The organism is Serratia sp. 4542, assembly GCF_016805595.1.
Classification (GTDB): Bacteria; Pseudomonadota; Gammaproteobacteria; order Enterobacterales; family Enterobacteriaceae; genus Serratia; species Serratia nevei.
The window spans coordinates 433,086-454,093 of the sequence record NZ_RXKV01000010.1; the positions used below are offsets into that span (position 1 = coordinate 433,086).

The window sequence follows — 21,008 nt, forward strand, 5'->3', positions numbered from 1 at the left end:
TCATGCAATTTTTGAATCAGTTCTTCTTCGATATCTACCCTTATCTGGCCGGCGCGGTATTCCTGATCGGCAGCTGGTTGCGTTACGACTACGGGCAGTACAGCTGGCGCGCCGGCTCCAGCCAGATGCTGGATAAAAAGGGCATGCGGCTGGCGTCCAACCTGTTTCACATCGGTATTATCGGCATCTTCGTGGGCCACTTCCTCGGCATGCTGACGCCGCACTGGATGTATGAGGCCTTCCTGCCGATCGACGTGAAGCAGAAGCTGGCGATGATCGCCGGCGGCGCCTGCGGCCTGATGACGCTGATCGGCGGCGCGCTGTTGCTGAAGCGCCGGTTGACCAACCCGCGGGTGCGCGCCACCAGCAGCTTCGCCGACATCATGATCCTGACGTTGCTGGTGGTGCAGGTGTGCCTCGGCCTGCTGACCATTCCGTTCTCCGCCCAGCATATGGACGGCAGCGAAATGATGAAGCTGGTGGCCTGGGCGCAGGCGGTGGTGACCTTCCACGCCGGCGCCTCTGCGCACCTGGAAGGCGTGGCGATTATCTTCAAGCTGCACATGGTGCTGGGCATGACGCTGTTCGTGCTGTTCCCGTTCTGCCGCCTGGTGCATATCTGGAGTGCGCCGGTAGAGTATCTGACCCGCCGTTACCAGCTGGTGCGCAACCGCCGCTGAGCCTGACCCCGCCGCCGCCGATCGCCAGCGGCGGCGCTATTCCGATAATTCCCCTGCCGTCTGCTCATTCTCGCCGCCTTGCCGTAAACTGAATATCTCAGTAATGTTACGCTTATGCTTCCGCCGACGGACGTCGGCCCGCACCAGCTGATAACAAGAGATACCGCCTTGATGAAAGGCCTTTTGGGACATAAAAACCGGGGATGATCCGCATAGCCTTTGCGCCGTGCGGGAGAATCGCTTTATGGATAGTCAGGTTAATCAATAACAATAATGACCACACAATGTCGCTCACCCGAGCTGTTGCCTCTGAAAATCATTGCCACCGGGGCCGCGTTGCCGCCCAACCGCGTGGCCTCCTCTACGCTCGATGCCCGCCTGGGGAAACCGGCCGGCTACGTTGAAAAACGCTCGGGCATCGTTTACCGCTATCACGCCGCCGACGATGCCAGCCAGGCCGATCTCGCCGCCGCCGCGCTGCAAGACGCGCTGGCCCGCAGCGCCATTCCGGCAGCCTCCATTGACCTTTTGATCTCCGCCTCGGCGATAGCGGTGCAGGCGCTGCCGTGCACCGCCGCGCATATTCTCAAGGTTGCCGGGCTGGCACCGGGTACGCCGGGCTTCGACATCAACAGCAGCTGCGTCAGCTTTATCTCTGCGCTGCAGGTGGCGGCGGGGCTGTTGAACGCCGGGACGTATCGGCGTATCGCCATCGTCTCGGCGGATCTCGCTTCGCGCGGCATCGACTGGCAGCACGAAGAGTCGTCGCTGATCTTCGGCGACGGCGCCGCCTGCGCCATCGTGGAGCGCGGCGACGGCGCCAGCGGCATCCTCGCCAGCCTGGTGGAAACCTATCCCGCCGGCAGCGAACTGTGCGAGATCCGCGCCGGCGGCACGCGCCGCAACCCGCGCGCCGGCATGTGCGAGCAAGACTTCCTGTTTCATATGCAGGGCAAGCCGCTGTTCCGTCAGGCGTCGGCGCTGATTGAGGACTACCTCGACCGGCTGCTGAGCGCCAGCGGCTTGACCCTGGGGCAGATCGCCACCGTGGTGCCGCACCAGGCCAGCCATTTGTCGCTCGAACATATGCGCAAACGGCTGCACGTCTCCAGCGAGGCGCTGGTGGACATCTACCGCCATCACGGCAACCAGGTGGCGGCGTCTATCCCGACCGCGCTGCATGCCGCCGTGACCACCGGGCGCTTCAACCCCGGCCAGCCGGTGATGCTGATCGGCACCGCCGCCGGGCTGGCGCTGGCCGGCATGGTGTTGCTGCCATGAGGGTGCTGGTGACCGGGGCGACCAGCGGGCTGGGGCGCAACGCGGCGGAGTGGTTGCTGGAGGCCGGGCATCAGGTGCGCGCCACCGGCCGCGATGAGCGGGCCGGCGAAGCGTTGCGCCAGCTGGGCGCCGAATTTTACTCGCTCGATCTGGCGCAGGCCACGCCGCAGCAGTGCCGGGAGCTGGTGACCGACTGCGAGTGGGTGTGGCACTGTGCGGCCAAGTCATCGCCCTGGGGCAGCAAAGCGGAGTTTCACCGCATCAACGCCGCAGCGACGGACAAGCTGGCGGAGGCGGCCGGGCGCTGCGGCGTGCGGCGCTTCGTGCATATCTCCACGCCGGCAATCTACTTCGATTTTCAGCCGCATTACGATCTTGATGAGGGTTATCGCGCCCGGCGCTTCGCCAACCACTATGCCGCCAGCAAGCACGCCGCCGAGCAGCGGCTGTTGGCGCAGGCGAAGATCTACCCGCAAACCACCTATATTATTCTGCGGCCGCGCGGCCTATTTGGCCCGCACGATCGGGTGATCGTGCCGCGGCTGTTGCAACAGCTCGAACGCGATCGCGGCGTGCTGCGGCTGCCCGGCGGCGGGCAGGCGTTGCTGGATCTGACCTTTGCTCCCAACGTGGTGCACGCCATGGAGCTGGCCAGCCGGCAACGCGGATTGCCGTCCGGCGCCGTGTACAACATCACCAACCACCAACCGCAGCGGCTGGCGGAGATGCTGGATGCGCTGCTGCGCCAGGAGCTGGGGCTGCGTTACCGGCTGCAGGCCGTGCCGTATCCGCTGCTGCAGGCGCTGGCCGGCGGCATGGAGTTGTGGGCAAGCCTGAGCGGCAAGGAACCGCTGCTGACGCGCTACAGCGTGGCGGCGGTGCATTTTGACATGACTCTGAGCCAGACCCTCGCGATCGAAGAGCTGGGCTATCGGCCGCGTTACTCGATGGAGGAGGGGATCCGCCTGACCGGCGAGTGGCTGCGGCAGCAAGGAGGCATACCGCATGGCTAAGGTCACCGTATTTGAAGTGGGCTATTGCACGCATATCGGCTGCATGGCGCTGCGCGGCGCCGGGTTCCGGGTGTGTAAATTCCCGGCACGCGCCTATCTGCTGGAGGTGGGGCAGCGCCGCTGGCTGTGGGATACCGGCTACGCGCATTATTTTCAGCAGCACACGCAGTCGGGGGTATTCAGCCTTTACCGCCGCATGACGCCGGTCTATTTCGATCCCGCCGAGTCGTTGGCGCATCAGCTGCGCGAAGCCGGTTACGCCGAAGGCGACATCCAGGCGCTGATCGTCTCGCATTTTCACGCGGATCACATCGCCGGGCTGCAGGATTTCAGCCACCTCGACTTTATTTGCTCCGGCGAAGGCTGGCAGCAAACCCGTGGGCTGCGCGGTTTCGCAGCACTCAAGCGCGCCTTTATTCCCGGCCTGATCCCGGCGGATTTCGAGAGTCGTCTGCAGTTTATGGAGGCTTTTCCCTCGGTGGCGTTGCCCGCGCTGCTGGCGCCGTTCGATCGCGGTTACGCGCTGCCGGGCAGCGAGGGGCAGATCGTGCTGGTGCCGCTGCCGGGGCATGCGGCCGGCCATATCGGCGCCTTTATTCTCACCGACGCCGGCTGGACGCTGTTGGCCAGCGACGCCGCCTGGTCGCCGCAGAGCTACCAGATGCTGCGCGGGCCTTCGCGCCTGGCCAATCTGGTGATGGACGATGCGGCGGCGTACACCCGCACGCTGGAACGGCTCAACCAGCTGTGGGCGGGCGGCCAGGTTAACATTTTGCTGTGCCACGAGGGGGACCTGTGATCCCCTTCATGACCTTGTGGCACTATTTCCGCGCCCGGCGCCTGCGCTTTGGCGATCGTGCGGCGCTGGAGGCGCATCAGGCCCGGCAGCTCGCGGGCTTTGCCCGCCGGGTGCTGAGCAAGAGCCCCTATTTTCAGCGCTTCAGCCGCCGCCCGTTCGCCGAATGGCCGCAGATGGACAAGGCGCTGATGATGGCGCAGTTTGACCGGATGAATACCGCCGGGCTGAGCCGAGAGGCGGTGCTGGCCTGCGCGCAGCGCAGCGAGGCGGATCGCGATTTCACGCCGAAGATCGGGCGCTACAGCGTCGGGTTGTCGTCTGGCACCTCCGGGCAGCGCGGCGTGTTTGTCGTCAGCCCGCGCGAACAGCAGGTGTGGGCCGGTGGCATGCTGGCGAAGATGCTGCCGGACGGGCTGTTGGCCGGCGAGCGCGTCGCCCTGTTTCTGCGGGCGGACAATAATCTCTATCACAGCGTAAACAACCGTTGGCTGAGCCTGGCGTTTTACGATCTGCTCGCGCCGTTCAGCGAGCATCTGCCCGCACTGGAACGGCAGGCGCCCAGCATCATCGTGGCCCCGGCGCAGGTGCTGCGTGCCCTGGCGCTGGCGGTGCTGGCCGGGCAGGTGAAGCTGCCGGTCAAAAAAGCGATCTCGGTCGCCGAGGTGTTGGAAGAGCAGGATCGCCGCCTGCTGATGCAGGTGTTTCCGGCGGTCGGCGAAGTGTATCAGGCCACCGAGGGGTTTCTTGCCGCCACCTGCGCGCACGGCACGCTGCATCTGAACGAAGAGTTTTTGCATATCGAACCGCAGTGGATCGACGAGCAGCGTTTTACGCCGCTGATCACTGATTTCACCCGCAGCACGCAGCCGATCGTGCGTTATCGGCTGGACGATGTGCTGGTGCTGCGCAAGGAACCCTGCCCGTGCGGGCAACCGACGCGGGCGATTGCGCGTATCGAAGGGCGGCGCGACGATCAGCTGATGTTACCCGATGCGCAGCGCCAGCCGCAGGCGGTGTTCGCCGATGCCTGCAGCCGGACGATCGCCAATGCGTTGCCGCTGACCAGTGATTACCGCCTGATCCAGCGCGGCGAGCACCGGCTGGAGCTGATCGCCGATTGCAGCCCGGCGGCGTTGGCGCACTGCCAGGCGCAGCTGATCGCGCTGTTCGCTCGCCAGGGCATCGCCACCGATCGGCTCGAATGGCGGTTGACGGAGCAGGCGGTGTTACCGCAGTTCGATCGCAAGCGGCGACGCATCGTGCGCCAGGCGGAGGAAGCATGAAAAAGATGCTGTTCAGGCTAGGGCACATGTTGCTCGGCTGGGGGACGGTCGGGGTGGTGTATAGCCTGACCGATCGCCTGCAGGGGGCGGGAACCCTGCTGCCGCCATCGGCGCTTGACCGGGCGATCCCGTTTAATCCGGCGGCCATTTGGCTCTATCTGTCGTTCTTCCTCATCGTCCCGGCGGGCTATTTGCTGGCGCCGCTGCAGCGAATCAAATGGCTGACGCTGGCGATGCAGCTGACGGCGCTGGGCGCCGGGGCAGTTTACCTGCTGTGGCCGACCACCATGGCCTATCCGCAGAACGAGGGCGTTGGGCTCAGCGCGCAGCTGCTGGCGGCGTTAACGCAGGTGGATTCGCCGCAAAACTGCCTGCCGTCGTTGCACATGGCGCTGACGGTGCTGGCGGTGTGGGCGCTGAGCGACGGCGAGCGCAAAGTGCGGACGGCGCTGTGGATGCTGTGGGGCGTGGCGATCGCGTTCTCCATCCTGCAGCTGCGCCGCCATTTGTTTGTCGATCTGGCCGGCGGTGCGCTGCTGGCGCTGTTCGCCGGCTGGCTGGCCCTGCGCATAGAGGCCCTACGCCGGCGCGTGGTTAAAGGAGAAGTAGGATGAGCGATCTGGCGTTGCCGATAGTGTTCATGCTGTTCATCGTGGTGGCCGAGGCGGTGGCGCTGCAGTGGGGGCGCCGTGAGCCGGTCAACTGGCACGATCTGGTGTTCAACCTGAACTCCGGCCATATTATGCTGTGGCTGTTCCGCGGGCTGGAGATCACCTGTTACGGCTACGTGGCCGCGCATTTCAGCCTGGGGCTGCTGGACGCCTGGCCGCCGCTGCTGATGTGGCTGTTCGCCCTGCTGGCGTGGGACTTCGGTTTCTACTGGCTGCATCGCCTGCACCACCGCTTCCGCGTGCTGTGGGCGGTACACGTGGTGCACCACCAGGGGGAGCACTTCAACCTGTCGCTGGGGGTGCGCAACTCCTGGTATTCGTCGTTGACGTCGATCCCGTTCTTTTTGCTGCTGGCGCTGGCGGGCGTGCCGCTGTCGGTGTTCGTCACGGTGTCGATTTTTCACTACAGCATTCAGCTGTTTAACCACAATGCGCTGACGCCGAAGCTGGGCGTGCTGGAAAAAATCCTGGTCACGCCGGCGCACCACCGGGTACACCACGTCAAGGACATGGCGTATTCCAATAAGAACTTCGGCGGCAGCTTTATCTTTTGGGACAAGCTGTTCGGCACGTTCTGCCCGGCGTTACCGACCACGCCGTTCAGCTACGGCGTCAGCGGCGATCGGCCGTCTGCCAACCCATTTTGGGCGAGTAATCTGCCGTTCCTGCGCTATTTCCGTCTGGCCTGGCGCCCGGCGCCGGGCCGGCCGCGCGACCGCCGTTCGGCGTTCAGCGTCTTCAGCGGCGCCATGCTGTTGTTCTCGCTGGTGGTCGGTTACGTCTACCAATACGGTTACGGTTACGGCGACATCAGCTGGCCGCAAATGGCGCTGCTGGTGCTGCTGGCGTTGGGCTCGGTGGCGCTGGGCGGCATGACGGAAGGGCGGCCGTGGGCGAGCGCCGTCTGGCTGCTGATCGCGCTGGGCATGCCGCTGCTGTTTATCGGCTATCTTGGCTGGCCGCAGCGCTATTGGCATATCGCCATGGCCGCCGTGGCGCTGCATGCCCTCTGCGTGGCGCTGGGCTGGGGGCGAGTGGCCGCACCGGCCGCCGTGGAGGAACCGCATGGCTGACTCATTACCGCCGCTGCGTTTCCCCCCCGATGGCGAGCAGGCGTTTCACCGCGATCTCAAGCGCGCGGCGCACGCCTGCCTGACGGGCGATCATCGCTATGCCGATACCGCGCGGCTGGCCAAGGCCACGCTGTTGCTGGCGCTGTGCGTCGGGTTTTATGCCCTGAGCCTGATGCAGCATCAGCCCTGGGCGTTTTTCCTCTGCTATTTCCTGTTCGTGGCCATGGGCATGCTGCTCAACGTCAACGTCAATCACGATGCTTCGCATAACGCCTTCTTGCGCGCGCCCTGGGCCAATCGCCTGGTGGGGCGGTTGGTGACGCTGCCGCTGGGCGTCGATCCGGACTATTGGCGCACGCGGCACGTGGATTACCACCACGTTTACGCCAACGTCGAACACTACGATCTGGACACCGAAGAGAACGGCTTTTTCCGCCAGACGCCGTTCCAGCGCTGGCGGCCGCATATGCGCTATCAGCATCTGTACTGGCCGCTGATCGCCGCGCTCTCGCTACCCTACATCGCGTGGATTTTCGATTGGTCCGATCGGCTCAATAAAACGCCGCTGCGGGAAAAACGCGTGCTGGCGGGGCGCGGCGGTTGGGCGCTGTTCGTGCTGTGCAAATTGCTCCATGTGGCGCTGGTGCTGGTGGTGCCGCTGATCCTGTGCCATCTGCACGGCATCGGTTGGGGCTGGGTGCTGTTGGCTTACGCGCTCAGCCAGATGTTTGCCTCGCTGCTGGTGGTGTTCCTGCTGCTGGGCACCCACTGGGCGCAGACCGAGTTTTACCCGGCGCCGGCGGGCGACAGCATGCCGCACGGTTGGTACCGGCACAATTTCGCCACCGCCTGCGATTGGCAGCCTGAGCCGCGCTGGCTGGAACACCTGACCGGCGGGCTGAACTATCACCTCACCCACCACCTGTTTCCCGGCTGGAATCACCGCCACTATCCGGCACTGGCCGCCGCGGTGGCGGAAGTGGCTCAGCGGCACGGCATGGCATATCGCTGCATCGGCTATCGCGAACTGCTGGCGCAGCAACAGCGCTTCTTGCGCCTTATGGGGCAGCCATGAAACCGCTGCGCCCGTTAGCCTATCGGCGCGATGACGGCGGGCTACATCGCGCGCTGATGCAGGCCGCCCAGCACTATTTGGCGGCCAACGGCGATCACCGCTTCGCCGACGGCGGCATGCTGGCGAAGGTGGCGCTGCTGTTGGTGCTGTGCGGCCTGTGTTACGGGTTGAGCCTGCAGCAGCAAAACGGCTGGGCGTTTTTCGCCTGTTATTTCGGCTTTATCTTTATTGGCATGTTCCTGACGGTGAACGTGGTGCACGACGCCTCGCATAACGCGTTTTTCCGTCGGCCCTGGGCCAACCGCTGGCTGAACGCCCTGGTGAGCGTCCCGCTGGGGCTGGATCCCGACTGCTGGCGCGTGCGCCACGTGTTGTTTCACCATGCCCATAACAATATCGAACATTACGACCCTGACATCGACGCCAATGGCGTGCTGCGGCAAACGCCGTTCCAGCGCTGGCGGCCCATTATGCGCGCCCAGCGTTACTATTGGCCGCTGGTGGCGGCGCTGACGTTCCCGTACTACATCTGGCTGTTCGACTGGCTGGACCGGGCGGGCCGCACCCGCGTGGCGGCGCGCATGGCGCAGCAGGGCGTGCGCGGCTGGTGCGGATTTCTGGCGGGCAAGGCGGCGCACCTGCTGCTGGCGCTGGCGATCCCGTGCTGGCTGCTGCCGCCGGCCATCGGCATCGGGCAAATTCTGCTGGTCTATTTGCTGAGCCAGATGCTTTCTTCATTGCTGTTCGTAATGTTGATCATCGGCACCCACTGGGCCAAAGCCAATTTTTATCAGGCGCCGGCGCAGGGTGCGATGCCGCACGGCTGGTATCACCATGTGTTCGCCACGACCTTCGACTGGCTGACCCGGCCGCGCTGGCTGGGATACTGGCTCGGCGGGGCGAACCTGCATTTGACGCATCATCTGTTCCCGCACTGGAGCCACCGCCATTACCCGGCGCTGAGCCGCATCATCGGCGAGGTGGCGCCGCGTTTCGGCATCGATTACCGCCTGCTGGAGCTGGAGGAGCTGTTGCGCCTGCAGCAGCGCTTCCTCAGCGCGATGGGGCGCAAACCGCATTAGCGTTGCATGTGGATTGTGCGAGGCGTTACGCAGTTCACTAATTGAACGATATGTGCCCTTCCAGTAGACTTTCCCCCTGTGAATCAACGGCCACAGGAGGTGGACTATGCGCAGCTTGCCGATTCGGTTATCCAATGAAATCGACGACAGTTTGAACGATATTGCCCGGCGTCACGGGATGGCCAAAACCGACGTCATACGGCTGGCGTTTGCTTTAATGACGATTGCCGACCGTGAGTGGATGAAACAGGATGGTTCCCGCCTCGGTATCGTGCGTGAAAGCGACGAGGGGCTGGAGGCAGTCGCCGTGGTGGTGGGGATTTTTCCATGAAGCCGCAAAATGAGCGCCCGCAGCTCGATGCTGAAAGGTTGTATTTGGATCCTTCGCTGGTCTTCGACGAAATGGAGCGGCTGCGCCTGGCGCGCCAGGTGCTGTGCGGGATATTCGCGGTTAGCGTGGGCGTATTCGCCGCCCACGCGTATTGGGACAAAAATGAAGCACTGAGGCAAGCGTTCGAACTGGTGAAGATCGGCGCCTTGCCGCTGGTCACGCTGGTGGTATCCTTCTACTTTCCCAACAGCGCGGCCAGATAAGGCGCCGCGTCAATGCGACTTCATGCCCGCCGCGGTCATCAGCAGGCGGAACAGCGAGGCGACCACGAACAGCCCCAGCACGCTGGCGCTCCAGATGATCACCAGCCAACCGATGCGTTTCCACCAGGGCGCCGGCGCGGCGGTTGCCGTTTTATCTTGCATAGCGTCCTCCCTTCTCAGTGATAGCCGTGTTCATGGCTGATCTTGCCGCGGAACACGTAGTAGCTCCAGAAGGTGTAGACCAGAATGATCGGGATGATGAACAGCGCGCCTACCAGCATAAAGCCGAGGCTCTGCGGCGGGGCGGCGGCGTCCCACAGGCTGATGGCCGGCGGGATCAGGTGCGGCCAGATGCTGATGCCAAGCCCGCTCAGGCCGAGAAATACCAGCAGCAGCGTCAGCATGAACGGCGAGTAGTGCGCGCCGCGTTTCACCCCGCGTTGAATCCCCCAGGCGCTGAGCAGCACCAGCACCGGCACCGGCAGCAGCCAGAACAGGTTCGGCAGCGTAAACCAGCGGGCGGCGATTTCCGGATGCGCGATCGGCGTCCAAATACTGACCGCGGCCAGCACCAGCAACAGGATCGCCAGCAGCGGCGTCGCCAGGTGATACATGCGCGCCTGCAAGTCACCGGCGGTTTTCATCACCAGCCAGGTACAGCCGAGCAGGGCGTAGGTCACCACCAGCCCCAGCCCGCAGAACAGCGCAAACGGCGTCAGCCAGTCCAGCGCGCCGCCGGCGTAGGTGCGGCCTTCGACCGGGAAGCCGTTGATCACGGCGCCTACCACCACACCCTGGCTGAAGGTGGCGAAGATTGAGCCCCAGATGAACGCCTTGTCCCAGATATGGCGTTTCTCCGGCTTCGCCTTGAAGCGAAACTCGAAGGCCACGCCGCGGAAAATCAGCCCGATCAGCATCAGCGTCAGCGGGATCGCCAGCGCGTCGAGGATCACCGAGTAGGCCAGCGGGAAGGCGCCGAACAGCGCCGCGCCGCCCAGTACCAGCCAGGTTTCATTGCCGTCCCACACCGGGGCGACGGTGTTCATCATCAGATCGCGGTCGCCGCTCTCTTTCACCCACGGAAACAGGATGCCGATGCCCAAGTCAAAACCGTCCATCACCACGTACATCATGGTGCTGAACACGATGATCACAAACCAAATCAGCGGAAGATCGATGCCCATGTTCAGCTCCTGTCGTCCAGAGTGTCGTTGACCGCGGAAAGCGGACGTGCCGGGCGGCCCTCGGTATTGTCTTCTTGGTGTTCATGCGGCTGCGGCCCTTTGCGGATCAGGCGCATCATGTAGGAATACCCCACGCCGAACACCGAGCAGTAGACGATGATGAACGCCAGCAGGCTGATGCTCATGTGCAGGTCGCCGTGCGCGGAGACCGCGTCCTTGGTGCGCAGCAGGCCGTACACCACCCACGGCTGGCGGCCGATCTCGGTGGTGAACCAGCCCGCCAGCAGCGCCAGCAATCCGGAAGGGCCCATCCACAGAATGAAGTACAGGAACGGACGCGACTGATACAGCCCGCCGCGCCAGCGCAGCCACAGGCTCCACACCCCGGCCAGAATCATCAGCATGCCCAGCCCGACCATGATGCGGAACGACCAGAACACTACGGTGGAGTTGGGGCGATCTTCCGGCGGGAAGGATTTGAGCGCCGGCACCTGTTCGGTCAGGCTGTGGGTCAGGATCAGGCTGCCGAGGTACGGCACTTCCAGCTTGAAGCGGGTCTCTTCGCGCTGCATGTCCGGCCAACCGACCAGGATCAGCGGCGTGGCTTCGCCCGGCGGGTTTTCCCAGTGGCCTTCAATGGCGGCGATCTTCGCCGGCTGGTGTTTCAGCGTATTCAGGCCGTGCGCATCGCCGATCAGCGCCTGCACCGGCGCGACGATCAGCGCCATCCACATCGCCATCGACAGCATCTTGCGCATCGCCGGGGTATCGCGGCCGCGCAGCAGGTGCCAGGCGGCGGAGGCGCCGACGAAGAACGCCGAGGAGAGGAAGGCGGCGGTGGACATGTGCAGCAGGCGGTACGGGAAGGACGGGTTGAAGATCACCTTCAGCCAGTCGACCGGCACCACCTGGCCGTTGATGATTTCATGCCCCTGCGGCGTCTGCATCCAGCTGTTGGAGGCCAGGATCCAGAAGGTGGAGATCAGCGTGCCGAGCGCCACCATACAGGTGGCGAAGAAGTGCAGGCCGGGGCCGACGCGGTTCCAGCCGAACAGCATCACGCCGAGGAAACCGGCTTCGAGGAAGAAGGCGGTCAGCACTTCATAGGTCAGCAGCGGCCCGGTAATGCTGCCGGCGAACTCGGAGAAGAAGCTCCAGTTGGTGCCGAACTGATAGGCCATCACCAGCCCGGACACCACACCCATGCCGAAGTTAACGGCGAAAATCTTTGACCAGAAATGGTAAAGCTCGCGGTAGGCTTCATTGTGCGTTTTCAACCATAACCCTTCCAGCACCGCCAGATAGCTGGCTAAACCGATGGTGATGGCGGGGAAGATGATATGGAAAGACACGGTGAAGGCGAACTGTATTCTGGCGAGTTCCAGTGCATCAAGACCCAGCATGGCGCCTCCTAGGGTTGAACATAAATTAACCTCTTGAGTATAGCTGTCATTTTTATGTGAAATACTTGGCGTTAAGTTAAGCACGGAGTACAGTAACTATAATAGTGACAGTTATTTTACTTTTTCATATAACAGTTAATGGTTATGACCCGATACGAGCAGCTTGCGCAGCAGATTAGAGAACAGATCCAGAACCGGGTGTGGCGGGCGGGCGACAAGCTGCCTTCGCTGCGCGAGAGCGGCAAGCGCGCCGGGTTGAGCCTGATGACGGTGGTGCAGTCTTACCAACTGCTGGAGAGCCAGGGGTGGATCGTCGCCCGGCCGCAGTCGGGCTACTACGTGGCGGCGCGTCCGCAGCCGCTGCCCCAGCCTTCGCGCGGCGAGAAGCTGTTGCTGAGCGAGCAGGTGGACATCAACGCCTTTATTTTCGACGTGCTGCAGGCCTGCAAGGATCCGGATATCGTGCCTTTCGGTTCGGCCTTTCCCGACGCCACGCTGTTCGCCCAGCCGAAGCTGGCGCGGGCGCTGAGCAGCGTAGCGCGCAAGTTCACGCCGCACAGTTCGCTGGCCAACCTGCCGCCGGGCAACGACGCGCTGCGGCGGCACATCGCCCAACGCTATGCGCTGAGCGGCATGCAGGTCGCGCCGGACGAAATCGTCATCACCGCCGGGGCGATGGAGTCGCTCAGCCTCAGCCTGCAGGCGGTGACCCAGCCGGGCGACTATGTGGCGATCGAGTCGCCGGCGTTTTACGGCGCGCTGCAGGCGCTGGAACGGCTGCGGTTAAAGGCGGTGGCGATCGCCACCCATCCGCAGGACGGCATCGATCTGGACGCGCTGCAGCAGGCGGTGGAACAGTATCCGATCAAAGCCTGCTGGCTGATGACCCACTTCCAGAACCCGCAGGGCGCCACCCTGCCGGAGGCCAACAAGCAGCGTCTGGTGGCGCTGTTGCGCGACCGACAGATTTCGCTGATTGAAGATGACGTTTACGGTGAGCTGTACTTCAGCGCGGAACGGCCGCTGCCGGCCAAGGCGCTCGACAGCGGCGGCCAGATCCTGCATTGCTCGTCGTTTTCCAAATGCCTGGCGCCGGGCTTTCGCGTCGGCTGGGTGGCGGCGGGGCGTTATGCGCAGCAGATCCAGCGTTTGCAGCTGATGAGCACCGTTTCCACCAGCGTGCCGACCCAAATGGCGCTGGCGGATTATCTGCTGCACGGCGGCTACGATACCCATCTGCGGCGGCTGCGGCGGCTGCTGGCCCAGCGCCAAAGCGCGATGCGTCAGGCGATTGCCCACCATTTCCCGCCGACAGTGAAGGTCAGCCAGCCCGACGGCGGATACTTCCTGTGGCTGGAGCTGGATCCGGCGCTGTCGTCGATGGAACTGTACCGGCAGGCCCTTTCCCGGGGGATCAGCATCGCGCCAGGGCGCATGTTTACGACCGGCGACCATTTCAACCACTGCTTCCGCCTCAACGCCTCTTTTGAATGGAACGATCGGTTTGAAGAGGCGATCAAAACCTTAGCCAAACTTATTCGGGGGCTGGCGGCGGCAGGCTGAATCGCATTTTGCACGGCGCTTCGCCCCAGAAAAATTCATAATGCTTTTTTCGGCAATGGAATGCCGGTTTCGTTGTTAGACAGCCCTCCAGCCGCCCATTACTCTGCGATAAATTTTGTCACATTTTTATCAACGGGAAGACGAGGGGCAGTGGGTGAGTGGAATAAAAAATAGGCTAAACAAACTGTTGCGCTATCGGCTGACGCCGCTGGCGCTGGTCTGCGCGCTGGGGCTGAGCGCCGGCGTGCAGGCGGAAACGCTGGCCGAAGGCATCACGCCGGCCAGCGACGCTGCTCGGGTGCCGGCCGCCGCCAAGCTGCGTAAAGACACCGTGGTGGCGGGCATCTCGGAGCCGCAGGGGATTTTCAACCCGTATCTGTTCACCAACGGCTGGGACGAGAACGTGACCGACGTGATCTTCAGCCGCCTGATCGGCCTGGACAGCCAGGGCAAGCCGGAAGGGCGATTGGCGGAGTCCTGGCAGGTCAGCCCCGATAATCTGACCTACACCATCAAGCTGCGGCCGAATCTGGTCTACAGCGACGGCTCGCCGCTGAAGGCCGACGATATCGCCTTTACCCTGACGCTGCTGCACGATCCGGCCTATGACGGCGACACCGACATCACGCCGGCGCACATCCAGGGTGGCGCCGAGTATAAAAACGGCACCGCCGCCGGCATCAGCGGCCTGAAGGTGATCGACGATCGCACCATTCAGATCGTCACCACCCAACCGGGCGCCACTACGCTGCAACTGATCGGCGGCCCGGTGCTGTCGCGGGCTTACTACGGCAAAGACTATCAGCGCGGCAAGCTCGACGGCGTGCGCGCCTTCAACGGCAAGCCGCTCGGCAACGGCCCCTATATTTACGACAAGTACGTGCCGGGGCAGGAGATCCGCTTCCACGCCAACCCGAACTTCTATCTCGGTGCGCCGCCGATGGCGCGCTTTATCTACCGCGTCACCAACCCGGCCACCAACTTCCAGCTGTTCCAGACCGGTGAGACCGACTACGACGCCTTTACCGCCAAGCCGGACGATATCGAACAGCTCAAGCTGCTCGGCTTCGCCAATATCAACCTCTACAGCTCAAGCGATTACAGCCGCATCGACTTTAATCTCAAGCGCCCGGCGCTGCAGGACAAACGGGTGCGCCAGGCGCTGATCTACGGCCTGGATCGGCAAAGGCTGATCGCCGTGGTGTACCAGGGTTACGGCAAGGTCGCCAACCAGCCGATCTCGCCGATCTCCTGGGCCTATGATGCGAACGGCATCAATCCCTACGCTTACGATCTCGACAAGGCCGGGAAGCTGTTGGACGAGGCCGGTTGGCGAGTGGGCGCGGACGGCATTCGGCAAAAAGACGGTAAAAAGCTGGAGCTGACGCTGCTGGTGACCAAAAAGCTGATCAATGACGCGCTGGTGCCGATCGCCAAGGACAACTACCGCCGGCTCGGCGTGGTGCTGAAACCGCAGGTATTGGACTTCAACGCGCTGCTGGCGCAGCGCAAGGCGGGCAACTATGACCTGGCGTCCCTCAGCACCAGTACGCTGAACGATCCGCATGACGGCGTGCGCGATTTCATCAGTCGCGAGAGCGAGACCGGTTATCACAACCCGCAGGTAGACACGCTGATCGCCAGGGCCAACGCCACGCTGGATATCGCCCAGCGTAAGCCGCTGTACCACCAGCTGTATCAGGCGCTGGCGGACGATCCGCCGGTGATCCTGCTCGGCAATCGCGAGATTTTGAGCGCCAGCAGCGCGCGCGTCACCGGCTTTAAACCGGATATCTATAACGGATTAGTCGGCAGCCTGCCGAACGTCAAACCGGCGCCGTAACGCCCTGACGCCGCCGCGCCACTCCGGGCGGCGGCGATGGAAATCGCGATGAGAAACTTTATCCTGCGCCGTCTGTTGCAGACTATCCCGATGCTGTTGTTGGCTTCCTTGCTGATTTTTTGCATCTTCGCCCTGGCGCCCGGCGACTTTATCGACGGCAATATCAACCTGACCGCGCAACGCGCCGCCGAGCTGCGGGCGCTGTACGGGTTGGATCAGCCGTTGTTCAGCCGCTACCTGCACTGGCTCGGCCGGCTGTTGCAGGGCGATCTCGGTTTTTCGCTGCAGTATCAGATCCCGGTCAGCACGCTGCTGAACCAATACATCTGGAACTCGTTCCTGCTGGCGGCGGTGGCGATGGTGCTGTATTGGGGCATTGCGCTGGCGGTGGGGGTGATCTCGGCGATGAAACCCTATTCGCTGTTCGATCATCTGATCACCGTGGCGGTGTTCGCCGCCATGTCGTTTCCGACGTTCTTCCTGTGTCTGCTGCTGATCAAATGGTTCGCCGTCGATCTGCACTGGCTGCCGGCGGGCGGCATGCTGCGCACCGGCAGCGAAGCGAGCGGGCTGGCCTGGGCGCTGGAGGTGGCGGCGCACCTGCTGCTGCCGGTGCTGGCGCTGGTGATGCTGCAGGCCGGCAGCCTGACGCGCTATTTCCGCGCCAGCATGCTGGACGTGATCCGCATGGACTATATCCGCACCGCGCGCGCCAAGGGGCTCAGGGAGAAAACGGTGATCCTCAAACACGCGCTGCGCAATGCGCTGTTGCCGATCGTCACCCTGCTGGGGTTCGAGCTGCCGGGATTGTTCTCCGGCGCGCTGATCACCGAAAAAATCTTCAACTGGCCGGGCGCCGGACATATCCATATCGACTCGTTGGCGGCGCGTGATTACCCGGTATTGATGGGGTTCACGCTGTTTCTGGCGGCCCTGACCATTCTCGGCAATCTGCTGGCGGACATTCTGTACGCCTATGCCGACCCGCGCATTCGTTTGAGGTAACGCTATGTTGGCTACGTTGTTTTTCGGCCGTCGCCGCCGCTGGCGTCAGGCCCAGCTGCCCGCGCTGGCGCAACTGTCGCCGCCGCCCGCCGCGCAGGCCTGGCGACGTCTGCGTCGCCACCGGCCGGCGATGATCTCGCTGGCGTTGCTGGTGCTGTTGGTGTTGCTGTGCCTGATTGGGCCGTCGCTGTCGCCGTGGCGCGACGACGCCGGCGATGTGCTGAATATCAATCAGGCGCCGAGCGGCGCGCACTGGTTGGGCACCGACTTTCTCGGCCGCGATATCTGCACCCGGCTGCTGCTGGCGGGGCGGATATCGCTGACCATCGGCCTGGTGTCGATGCTGCTGTCGGTGACGCTGGGCTATGTGCTGGGGGCGCTCGCCGGTTATTTGGGCGGCGTGGCGGACAGGCTGATCATGCGCTTCGCCGATCTGCTGATGACCATTCCCGGCCTGCCGCTGCTGATCATCATGGGGGCGATGCTGACCGAGCTCGACGTCTCGCCGGACTACCGCATCTACATGGTGATGATCATGCTGAGCCTGCTGGGCTGGCCGTCGCTGGCGCGGCTGGTGCGCGGCCAGATCCTGTCGCTGCGCGAGCGGGATTTCATGCTGGCCACCGAGGTGCTGGGGTTCTCCACCCGGCGGCGTCTGTTCGGCCATCTGCTGCCCAACACCGTGCCGATTTTGGTGGTGGTGGCCACCATGGCGGTGGCTAACGCCATTCTCAGCGAATCGGCGTTGAGCTACCTCGGGCTGGGCGTGGTGCCGCCGACGCCATCGTGGGGCAACATGATGGATGCCGCCAACAGCCTGATCGACTTTCAGCGCCGCCCCTGGCTGTGGATGCCGCCGGGGCTGGCGATCTTCGTCACCGTGGTGGCGATCAATATCTTGGGCGACGGTCTGCGGGACGCGCTCGATCCGAAAATGAACGGGGTAACACGATGAGCCAACCGCTGGTGGCGTTCGATCGACTGTCGGTGTCGTTTCAGGGAGAGCAAGGGCCGGTGCGGGCGGTGCAGCAGGTCAGCCTGGAGCTGCAGGCCGGGCAAACGCTGGGGATCGTCGGCGAGTCGGGCTGCGGCAAAAGCGTGACCGCCATGGCGCTGATGGGGCTGCTGCCGCAGCCGTTGGCGCAGGTAGACGGCGGTGAAATTCGCTTTGAAGGGCAGAACCTGCTGTCGCTACGGGCATCAAAGATGGCCGATCTGCGCGGCAACCGGCTGGCGATGATCTTTCAGGAGCCAATGAGCGCGCTCAATCCGGTGTTGACCCTCGGCGAACAGCTGGTGGAGCCGCTGATTCGCCACCTGGCCCTGTCGCCGAAAGCGGCCTGGGGTCAGGCGATTCAACTCTTGACGGAAGTGGGGTTGGCGCGCGCGGAGGCGCTGATGCGCTGCTACCCGCATCAACTGTCCGGTGGCATGCTGCAGCGCGTGATGATCGCCATGGCGATCGGATGCCGCCCGGCGCTGCTGATCGCCGATGAGCCGACCACGGCGCTCGACGTCACGGTACAGGCGCAGATCCTGGCGTTGCTGCGCGAGCAGAGCCGGCGACACAACATGGCGATGATCTTGATCACCCACGATCTCGGGGTGATCGCCCAGATGACGGACCGGCTGGCGGTGATGTACGCCGGGCGCGTCGTCGAGCAGGGCACGACCCGGGAAGTGTTGGCCGAGCCGCGGCATCCTTATACTCAGGGGCTGATCGCCTCGCGGCCGGTGCCGGGCCAGCGGCTCCGCCGTCTGTATTCCATTCCCGGCCAGGTGCCGGATCTGGCGCGCTTGCCTGAACACTGTGCGTTTGCCGAGCGCTGTGCGCAGGCCTCCGCTCGCTGCCGCGATGGCATTCCGCCGCTGTACGGCACACCGCAGCGCCAGTCCGCCTGTTTCCTCAACGCGGGAGGGCGCTCGCATGTCGATTGAACCTCTGGTGGAAGTGAAAGGATTAAAGAAATATTTCCCGCTGCGCGACGGGCTGTTCGGGCGAACCACCGGCCAGCTGAAGGCGGTGGACGACGTCAGCTTCAGCATTCGCAAGGGCCGCATTTTCGGGCTGGTGGGCGAGTCCGGCAGCGGCAAAACCACCGTTGGCCGCACGCTGCTCGGCCTGCACGACAAAACCGCCGGCGAGGTGATGTTCAAAGGGCAGGCGTTGGATAGCCTGAGCAAAGAGGCGTTGCGCGCCCTGCGGCCGAAAATGCAGCTGGTGTTTCAGGATCCGTACAGCTCGCTGAATCCGCGCCTGCGCGTGGGCGACGCCATCGGCGAAGCGCTGTTGCAGCACGGCCTGGCGAGCAAGGCGGAACTGCGCGAGCGAGTGCTCGATACCCTGTCGATCTGCGGGCTGTCTCCACAGCATTACGGGCGGTTTCCGCATGAGTTTTCCGGTGGCCAGCGCCAGCGCATCGGCATCGCGCGCGCGCTGATCCTGCAGCCGGAGTTTATCGTCGCCGACGAACCGATATCGGCGCTCGACGTGTCGATTCAGGCGCAGATCATCAATCTGTTTTCCGATTTGCAGGAACGGCAGGGGGTGACGCTGCTGTTTATTTCGCACGATCTCGGCGTGGTAGAGCACCTGTGTCAGGACGTGGCGGTGATGTACCTGGGGCAGATCGTCGAGAGTGCCGACCGCGATGCGTTATTTCGCCGGCCGCTGCATCCCTACACGCAGGCCTTGCTGGCGGCGGTGCCGACGCTGGATGTGCATCGCTCGCTGCCGCGGGCAGCAAGCGGCGAGCCGCCCAATCCCGCCAACCCGCCGCACGGCTGCCGTTTTCATCCGCGCTGCCCGCAGGCCACGGCGCAGTGCCGTGAACAGGCGCCGCGCCTGCGCAGCGTGGCGCCCGGTCATCAGGTGGCGTGCCATGTGGTCGGCTAGCGTCAGGACAGGTAGTGCTTCAACGCGCGCCCGGCCTGGTGGATCGCCGAATGCACCGCCGGGACGTGGGCGAGCGGATTCAACAGGCCGTAGTCGTGGATCAGCCCGTTATAGCGGGTGGAGGTGACCTCGACGCCGGCGGCATCGAGCAGACGCGCGTAGGCTTCGCCCTCATCGCGCAGCACGTCCAGCTCGGCGGTTTGCACCAGCGCCGGCGGCAAACCCCGCAGCTGTTCCGGCGTAGCGTTGAGCGGCGAGGCGTAGATGTCTTTGCGCTGCGCCTTATCGGGCGCGTAACTGTCCCAAAACCACTTCATCATGTTGCGAGTCAGGAAATGGCCTTCGGCGAACTGATGATAGGAGTCGGTATCAAACTGGGCGCGGGTGACGGGCCACAGCAGGATCTGGCAACGCAGCGCCGGTATGCCTTTCTCTTTGGCCATCAGGCTGACCACCGTCGCCATATTGCCGCCGGCGCTGTTGCCGACCACCGCCAGCCGCGAACCGTCGACGTTGATCTTCTCGCCGTACTCGGCCACCCATTCGGTGGCGGCGTAAGCCAGGTTGATCGCCTCAGGGTAGCGCACCTCCGGTGAACGGGGATAGTTGACGAACACCGCCGCCGCGCCTGAGCTGTGCACCAGATCGCGCACCAGCCGTTCATGGGTGGGGAAATCGCCCAGCACCCAGCCACCGCCGTGAAAGAACATGAATACCGGCAACGCCTCTTTGACCCTGGCCGGCCGCACCAGCTGCAACAGAATATCCTGACCTTCTACGTGAATGGTTTTCTCGCTGATCTCGACCTCGCGCAGCGGCACCTCGACGCTGCGCTGCGCGTCCTCCAAGACCCTGCGCGCCTCTTTGGGCTTCATCTGTTCCATGGGTTTACCGCCGCCGGCATTCAGCGCGTCGAGAAACGCGCGGATGTTGTGCTGGGCGTGCGGCTGGCTGAGATCGACGGTTTTCTTGGGCATGGTGACTCCTTGTGCGCAGAAGAGAAGGGGCGGTCAGGATCACAGTGTAGACGCTGGCGCACAAAGCAGGAGCCACGGTCAGCGCGGCCCTGTTGCGGGAGCATGGCGGAGGAGATCTCTGCGTCGCTGCCGCGTTGCACGATTTTGGCGCACCGCTGCACCCGATGGGGGCAAAAAGTGTGATAGCGAGCAAAGGGGGGGAAATTATTTTTGCGAGCCCGATCAGAAATCCTGAAGTTTTTCGTAATTGAATAGGATTTCGCGCGCAATGATGATTTTAGGCCTTATTTTTTAATTTATGCATTACCAATGCATAGAAAATGAATAAATATTCACTATAAGCCGTTGTTTTAACGTAAAAAATAGCAAAATCCGGCAAAAAACCCGTTTTGGCACGATAGCTGCTCTACACTCTTTATCAAACGACATGTATTTTAACTGCTCGTTAACATTTACTCCCCGCTCAGGGACCGGATATACGCCATAAATAGTGAAAAACCGATTTTATGTAACAGATTTGTTTCTAAATCAGCGGTAAGGGACAGCATTTTCTCCGCCGGGAAAGTCGGTTTTGAACAACGGTTTT

Annotated in this window: 21 protein-coding genes; 17 read left to right on the plus strand and 4 right to left on the minus strand. The window is 63.3% G+C overall.

The window, feature by feature from the left end:
• The first annotated feature begins 2 nt into the window (after positions 1-2).
• The 11 genes from narI to EKL15_RS14295 all read left to right on the plus strand — a co-directional run bounded on the left by narI (position 3) and on the right by EKL15_RS14295 (position 9,551).
• On the plus strand, positions 3-680 hold the full coding sequence (gene narI / locus EKL15_RS14245; protein WP_049194698.1) for a respiratory nitrate reductase subunit gamma: 678 nt from the start codon (positions 3-5) through the stop codon (positions 678-680).
• A gap of 273 nt (positions 681-953) precedes the next feature.
• Entirely contained in the window at positions 954-1,961 is a 1,008-nt protein-coding gene (locus EKL15_RS14250) for a 3-oxoacyl-[acyl-carrier-protein] synthase III C-terminal domain-containing protein (RefSeq protein WP_074026772.1), read from the plus strand.
• Entirely contained in the window at positions 1,958-2,974 is a 1,017-nt protein-coding gene (locus EKL15_RS14255) for an NAD(P)-dependent oxidoreductase (protein ID WP_060439745.1), read from the plus strand. The genes EKL15_RS14250 and EKL15_RS14255 overlap by 4 nt, the downstream gene beginning before the upstream one ends.
• The gene (locus EKL15_RS14260; protein WP_100395659.1) at positions 2,967-3,773 is read left to right on the plus strand and encodes an MBL fold metallo-hydrolase; all 807 of its coding nucleotides are present in this window, start codon (positions 2,967-2,969) and stop codon (positions 3,771-3,773) included. The genes EKL15_RS14255 and EKL15_RS14260 overlap by 8 nt, the downstream gene beginning before the upstream one ends.
• Complete coding sequence (locus tag EKL15_RS14265) at positions 3,770-5,056, plus strand: F390 synthetase-related protein (protein WP_203089827.1); 1,287 nt, start codon at positions 3,770-3,772, stop codon at positions 5,054-5,056. The genes EKL15_RS14260 and EKL15_RS14265 overlap by 4 nt, the downstream gene beginning before the upstream one ends.
• Positions 5,053-5,670 carry a phosphatase PAP2 family protein gene (locus EKL15_RS14270; RefSeq protein WP_084827675.1) on the plus strand — a complete coding sequence of 206 codons (618 nt, stop codon included), beginning with the start codon at positions 5,053-5,055 and terminating at the stop codon, positions 5,668-5,670. The genes EKL15_RS14265 and EKL15_RS14270 overlap by 4 nt, the downstream gene beginning before the upstream one ends.
• Positions 5,667-6,800, plus strand: coding sequence for a sterol desaturase family protein (locus EKL15_RS14275; RefSeq protein ID WP_100395661.1), 1,134 nt, complete (start codon positions 5,667-5,669; stop codon positions 6,798-6,800). The genes EKL15_RS14270 and EKL15_RS14275 overlap by 4 nt, the downstream gene beginning before the upstream one ends.
• On the plus strand, positions 6,793-7,875 hold the full coding sequence (locus EKL15_RS14280; RefSeq protein ID WP_203089830.1) for an acyl-CoA desaturase: 1,083 nt from the start codon (positions 6,793-6,795) through the stop codon (positions 7,873-7,875). The genes EKL15_RS14275 and EKL15_RS14280 overlap by 8 nt, the downstream gene beginning before the upstream one ends.
• Positions 7,872-8,957 carry an acyl-CoA desaturase gene (locus EKL15_RS14285; protein WP_100395662.1) on the plus strand — a complete coding sequence of 362 codons (1,086 nt, stop codon included), beginning with the start codon at positions 7,872-7,874 and terminating at the stop codon, positions 8,955-8,957. Before EKL15_RS14280 ends, EKL15_RS14285 begins: the two co-directional genes overlap by 4 nt.
• A gap of 106 nt (positions 8,958-9,063) precedes the next feature.
• A complete protein-coding gene (locus EKL15_RS14290) occupies positions 9,064-9,288 on the plus strand; it encodes a hypothetical protein (RefSeq protein ID WP_004934623.1) in 225 nt (74 codons plus the stop codon).
• Complete coding sequence (locus EKL15_RS14295) at positions 9,285-9,551, plus strand: hypothetical protein (protein WP_060424021.1); 267 nt, start codon at positions 9,285-9,287, stop codon at positions 9,549-9,551. Before EKL15_RS14290 ends, EKL15_RS14295 begins: the two co-directional genes overlap by 4 nt.
• 9 nt (positions 9,552-9,560) lie before the next feature.
• Here the strand turns inward: EKL15_RS14295 and EKL15_RS14300 are convergent, their stop codons facing one another.
• From EKL15_RS14300 to EKL15_RS14310, 3 genes are read right to left on the minus strand one after another with little or no spacing between them, the layout of a single operon-like run.
• The gene (locus tag EKL15_RS14300; RefSeq protein WP_071605360.1) at positions 9,561-9,713 is read right to left on the minus strand and encodes a DUF2474 domain-containing protein; all 153 of its coding nucleotides are present in this window, start codon (positions 9,711-9,713) and stop codon (positions 9,561-9,563) included.
• Positions 9,714-9,727: 14 nt separating this feature from the next.
• Positions 9,728-10,735, minus strand: a complete 1,008-nt coding sequence (gene cydB / locus EKL15_RS14305) for a cytochrome d ubiquinol oxidase subunit II (protein WP_049202081.1) — start codon at positions 10,733-10,735, stop codon at positions 9,728-9,730.
• A gap of 2 nt (positions 10,736-10,737) precedes the next feature.
• Positions 10,738-12,138: a cytochrome ubiquinol oxidase subunit I gene (locus EKL15_RS14310; protein WP_004934615.1), complete on the minus strand. Its 1,401-nt coding sequence runs from the start codon at positions 12,136-12,138 to the stop codon at positions 10,738-10,740.
• 144 nt (positions 12,139-12,282) lie between these two features.
• On the opposite strand from EKL15_RS14310, the gene EKL15_RS14315 reads away from it, so the two are divergent.
• The 6 genes from EKL15_RS14315 to EKL15_RS14340 all read left to right on the plus strand — a co-directional run bounded on the left by EKL15_RS14315 (position 12,283) and on the right by EKL15_RS14340 (position 19,445).
• Positions 12,283-13,701, plus strand: coding sequence for a PLP-dependent aminotransferase family protein (locus EKL15_RS14315; protein ID WP_060424120.1), 1,419 nt, complete (start codon positions 12,283-12,285; stop codon positions 13,699-13,701).
• A 187-nt stretch (positions 13,702-13,888) separates the two neighbouring features.
• Positions 13,889-15,544, plus strand: a complete 1,656-nt coding sequence (locus tag EKL15_RS14320) for an ABC transporter substrate-binding protein (protein ID WP_238423719.1) — start codon at positions 13,889-13,891, stop codon at positions 15,542-15,544.
• Positions 15,545-15,592: 48 nt separating this feature from the next.
• Positions 15,593-16,549: an ABC transporter permease gene (locus EKL15_RS14325; protein ID WP_048234726.1), complete on the plus strand. Its 957-nt coding sequence runs from the start codon at positions 15,593-15,595 to the stop codon at positions 16,547-16,549.
• Positions 16,550-16,553: 4 nt separating this feature from the next.
• Positions 16,554-17,504 (plus strand): oligopeptide ABC transporter permease, encoded by a 951-nt coding sequence (opp4C, locus tag EKL15_RS14330; protein WP_203089833.1) that lies wholly within the window; start codon positions 16,554-16,556, stop codon positions 17,502-17,504.
• A complete protein-coding gene (locus EKL15_RS14335; protein ID WP_203089836.1) occupies positions 17,501-18,487 on the plus strand; it encodes an ABC transporter ATP-binding protein in 987 nt (328 codons plus the stop codon). Before opp4C ends, EKL15_RS14335 begins: the two co-directional genes overlap by 4 nt.
• Positions 18,477-19,445 carry an ABC transporter ATP-binding protein gene (locus EKL15_RS14340; RefSeq protein ID WP_060424011.1) on the plus strand — a complete coding sequence of 323 codons (969 nt, stop codon included), beginning with the start codon at positions 18,477-18,479 and terminating at the stop codon, positions 19,443-19,445. The genes EKL15_RS14335 and EKL15_RS14340 overlap by 11 nt, the downstream gene beginning before the upstream one ends.
• Before the next feature lie 2 nt (positions 19,446-19,447).
• On the opposite strand, the gene EKL15_RS14345 is transcribed toward EKL15_RS14340, so the two are convergent.
• Entirely contained in the window at positions 19,448-20,422 is a 975-nt protein-coding gene (locus tag EKL15_RS14345; protein WP_203089839.1) for an alpha/beta hydrolase, read from the minus strand.
• Positions 20,423-21,008: the final 586 nt, after the last annotated feature.

Excerpts from the sequence above, each read along its gene's own strand:
- EKL15_RS14345 (WP_203089839.1), bottom strand. The coding sequence starts at position 20,422 with ATGCCCAAGAAAACCGTCGATCTCAGCCAGCCGCACGCCCAGCACAAC.
- opp4C (WP_203089833.1), top strand. The coding sequence starts at position 16,554 with ATGTTGGCTACGTTGTTTTTCGGCCGTCGCCGCCGCTGGCGTCAGGCC.
- EKL15_RS14300 (WP_071605360.1), bottom strand. The coding sequence starts at position 9,713 with ATGCAAGATAAAACGGCAACCGCCGCGCCGGCGCCCTGGTGGAAACGC.
- EKL15_RS14290 (WP_004934623.1), top strand. The coding sequence starts at position 9,064 with ATGCGCAGCTTGCCGATTCGGTTATCCAATGAAATCGACGACAGTTTG.
- EKL15_RS14275 (WP_100395661.1), top strand. The coding sequence starts at position 5,667 with ATGAGCGATCTGGCGTTGCCGATAGTGTTCATGCTGTTCATCGTGGTG.
- EKL15_RS14260 (WP_100395659.1), top strand. The coding sequence starts at position 2,967 with ATGGCTAAGGTCACCGTATTTGAAGTGGGCTATTGCACGCATATCGGC.
- cydB (WP_049202081.1), bottom strand. The coding sequence starts at position 10,735 with ATGGGCATCGATCTTCCGCTGATTTGGTTTGTGATCATCGTGTTCAGC.
- narI (WP_049194698.1), top strand. The coding sequence starts at position 3 with ATGCAATTTTTGAATCAGTTCTTCTTCGATATCTACCCTTATCTGGCC.
- EKL15_RS14340 (WP_060424011.1), top strand. The coding sequence starts at position 18,477 with ATGTCGATTGAACCTCTGGTGGAAGTGAAAGGATTAAAGAAATATTTC.
- EKL15_RS14270 (WP_084827675.1), top strand. The coding sequence starts at position 5,053 with ATGAAAAAGATGCTGTTCAGGCTAGGGCACATGTTGCTCGGCTGGGGG.
- EKL15_RS14310 (WP_004934615.1), bottom strand. The coding sequence starts at position 12,138 with ATGCTGGGTCTTGATGCACTGGAACTCGCCAGAATACAGTTCGCCTTC.
- EKL15_RS14295 (WP_060424021.1), top strand. The coding sequence starts at position 9,285 with ATGAAGCCGCAAAATGAGCGCCCGCAGCTCGATGCTGAAAGGTTGTAT.
- EKL15_RS14255 (WP_060439745.1), top strand. The coding sequence starts at position 1,958 with ATGAGGGTGCTGGTGACCGGGGCGACCAGCGGGCTGGGGCGCAACGCG.
- EKL15_RS14325 (WP_048234726.1), top strand. The coding sequence starts at position 15,593 with ATGAGAAACTTTATCCTGCGCCGTCTGTTGCAGACTATCCCGATGCTG.
- EKL15_RS14315 (WP_060424120.1), top strand. The coding sequence starts at position 12,283 with ATGACCCGATACGAGCAGCTTGCGCAGCAGATTAGAGAACAGATCCAG.
- EKL15_RS14285 (WP_100395662.1), top strand. The coding sequence starts at position 7,872 with ATGAAACCGCTGCGCCCGTTAGCCTATCGGCGCGATGACGGCGGGCTA.
- EKL15_RS14250 (WP_074026772.1), top strand. The coding sequence starts at position 954 with ATGACCACACAATGTCGCTCACCCGAGCTGTTGCCTCTGAAAATCATT.
- EKL15_RS14280 (WP_203089830.1), top strand. The coding sequence starts at position 6,793 with ATGGCTGACTCATTACCGCCGCTGCGTTTCCCCCCCGATGGCGAGCAG.
- EKL15_RS14335 (WP_203089836.1), top strand. The coding sequence starts at position 17,501 with ATGAGCCAACCGCTGGTGGCGTTCGATCGACTGTCGGTGTCGTTTCAG.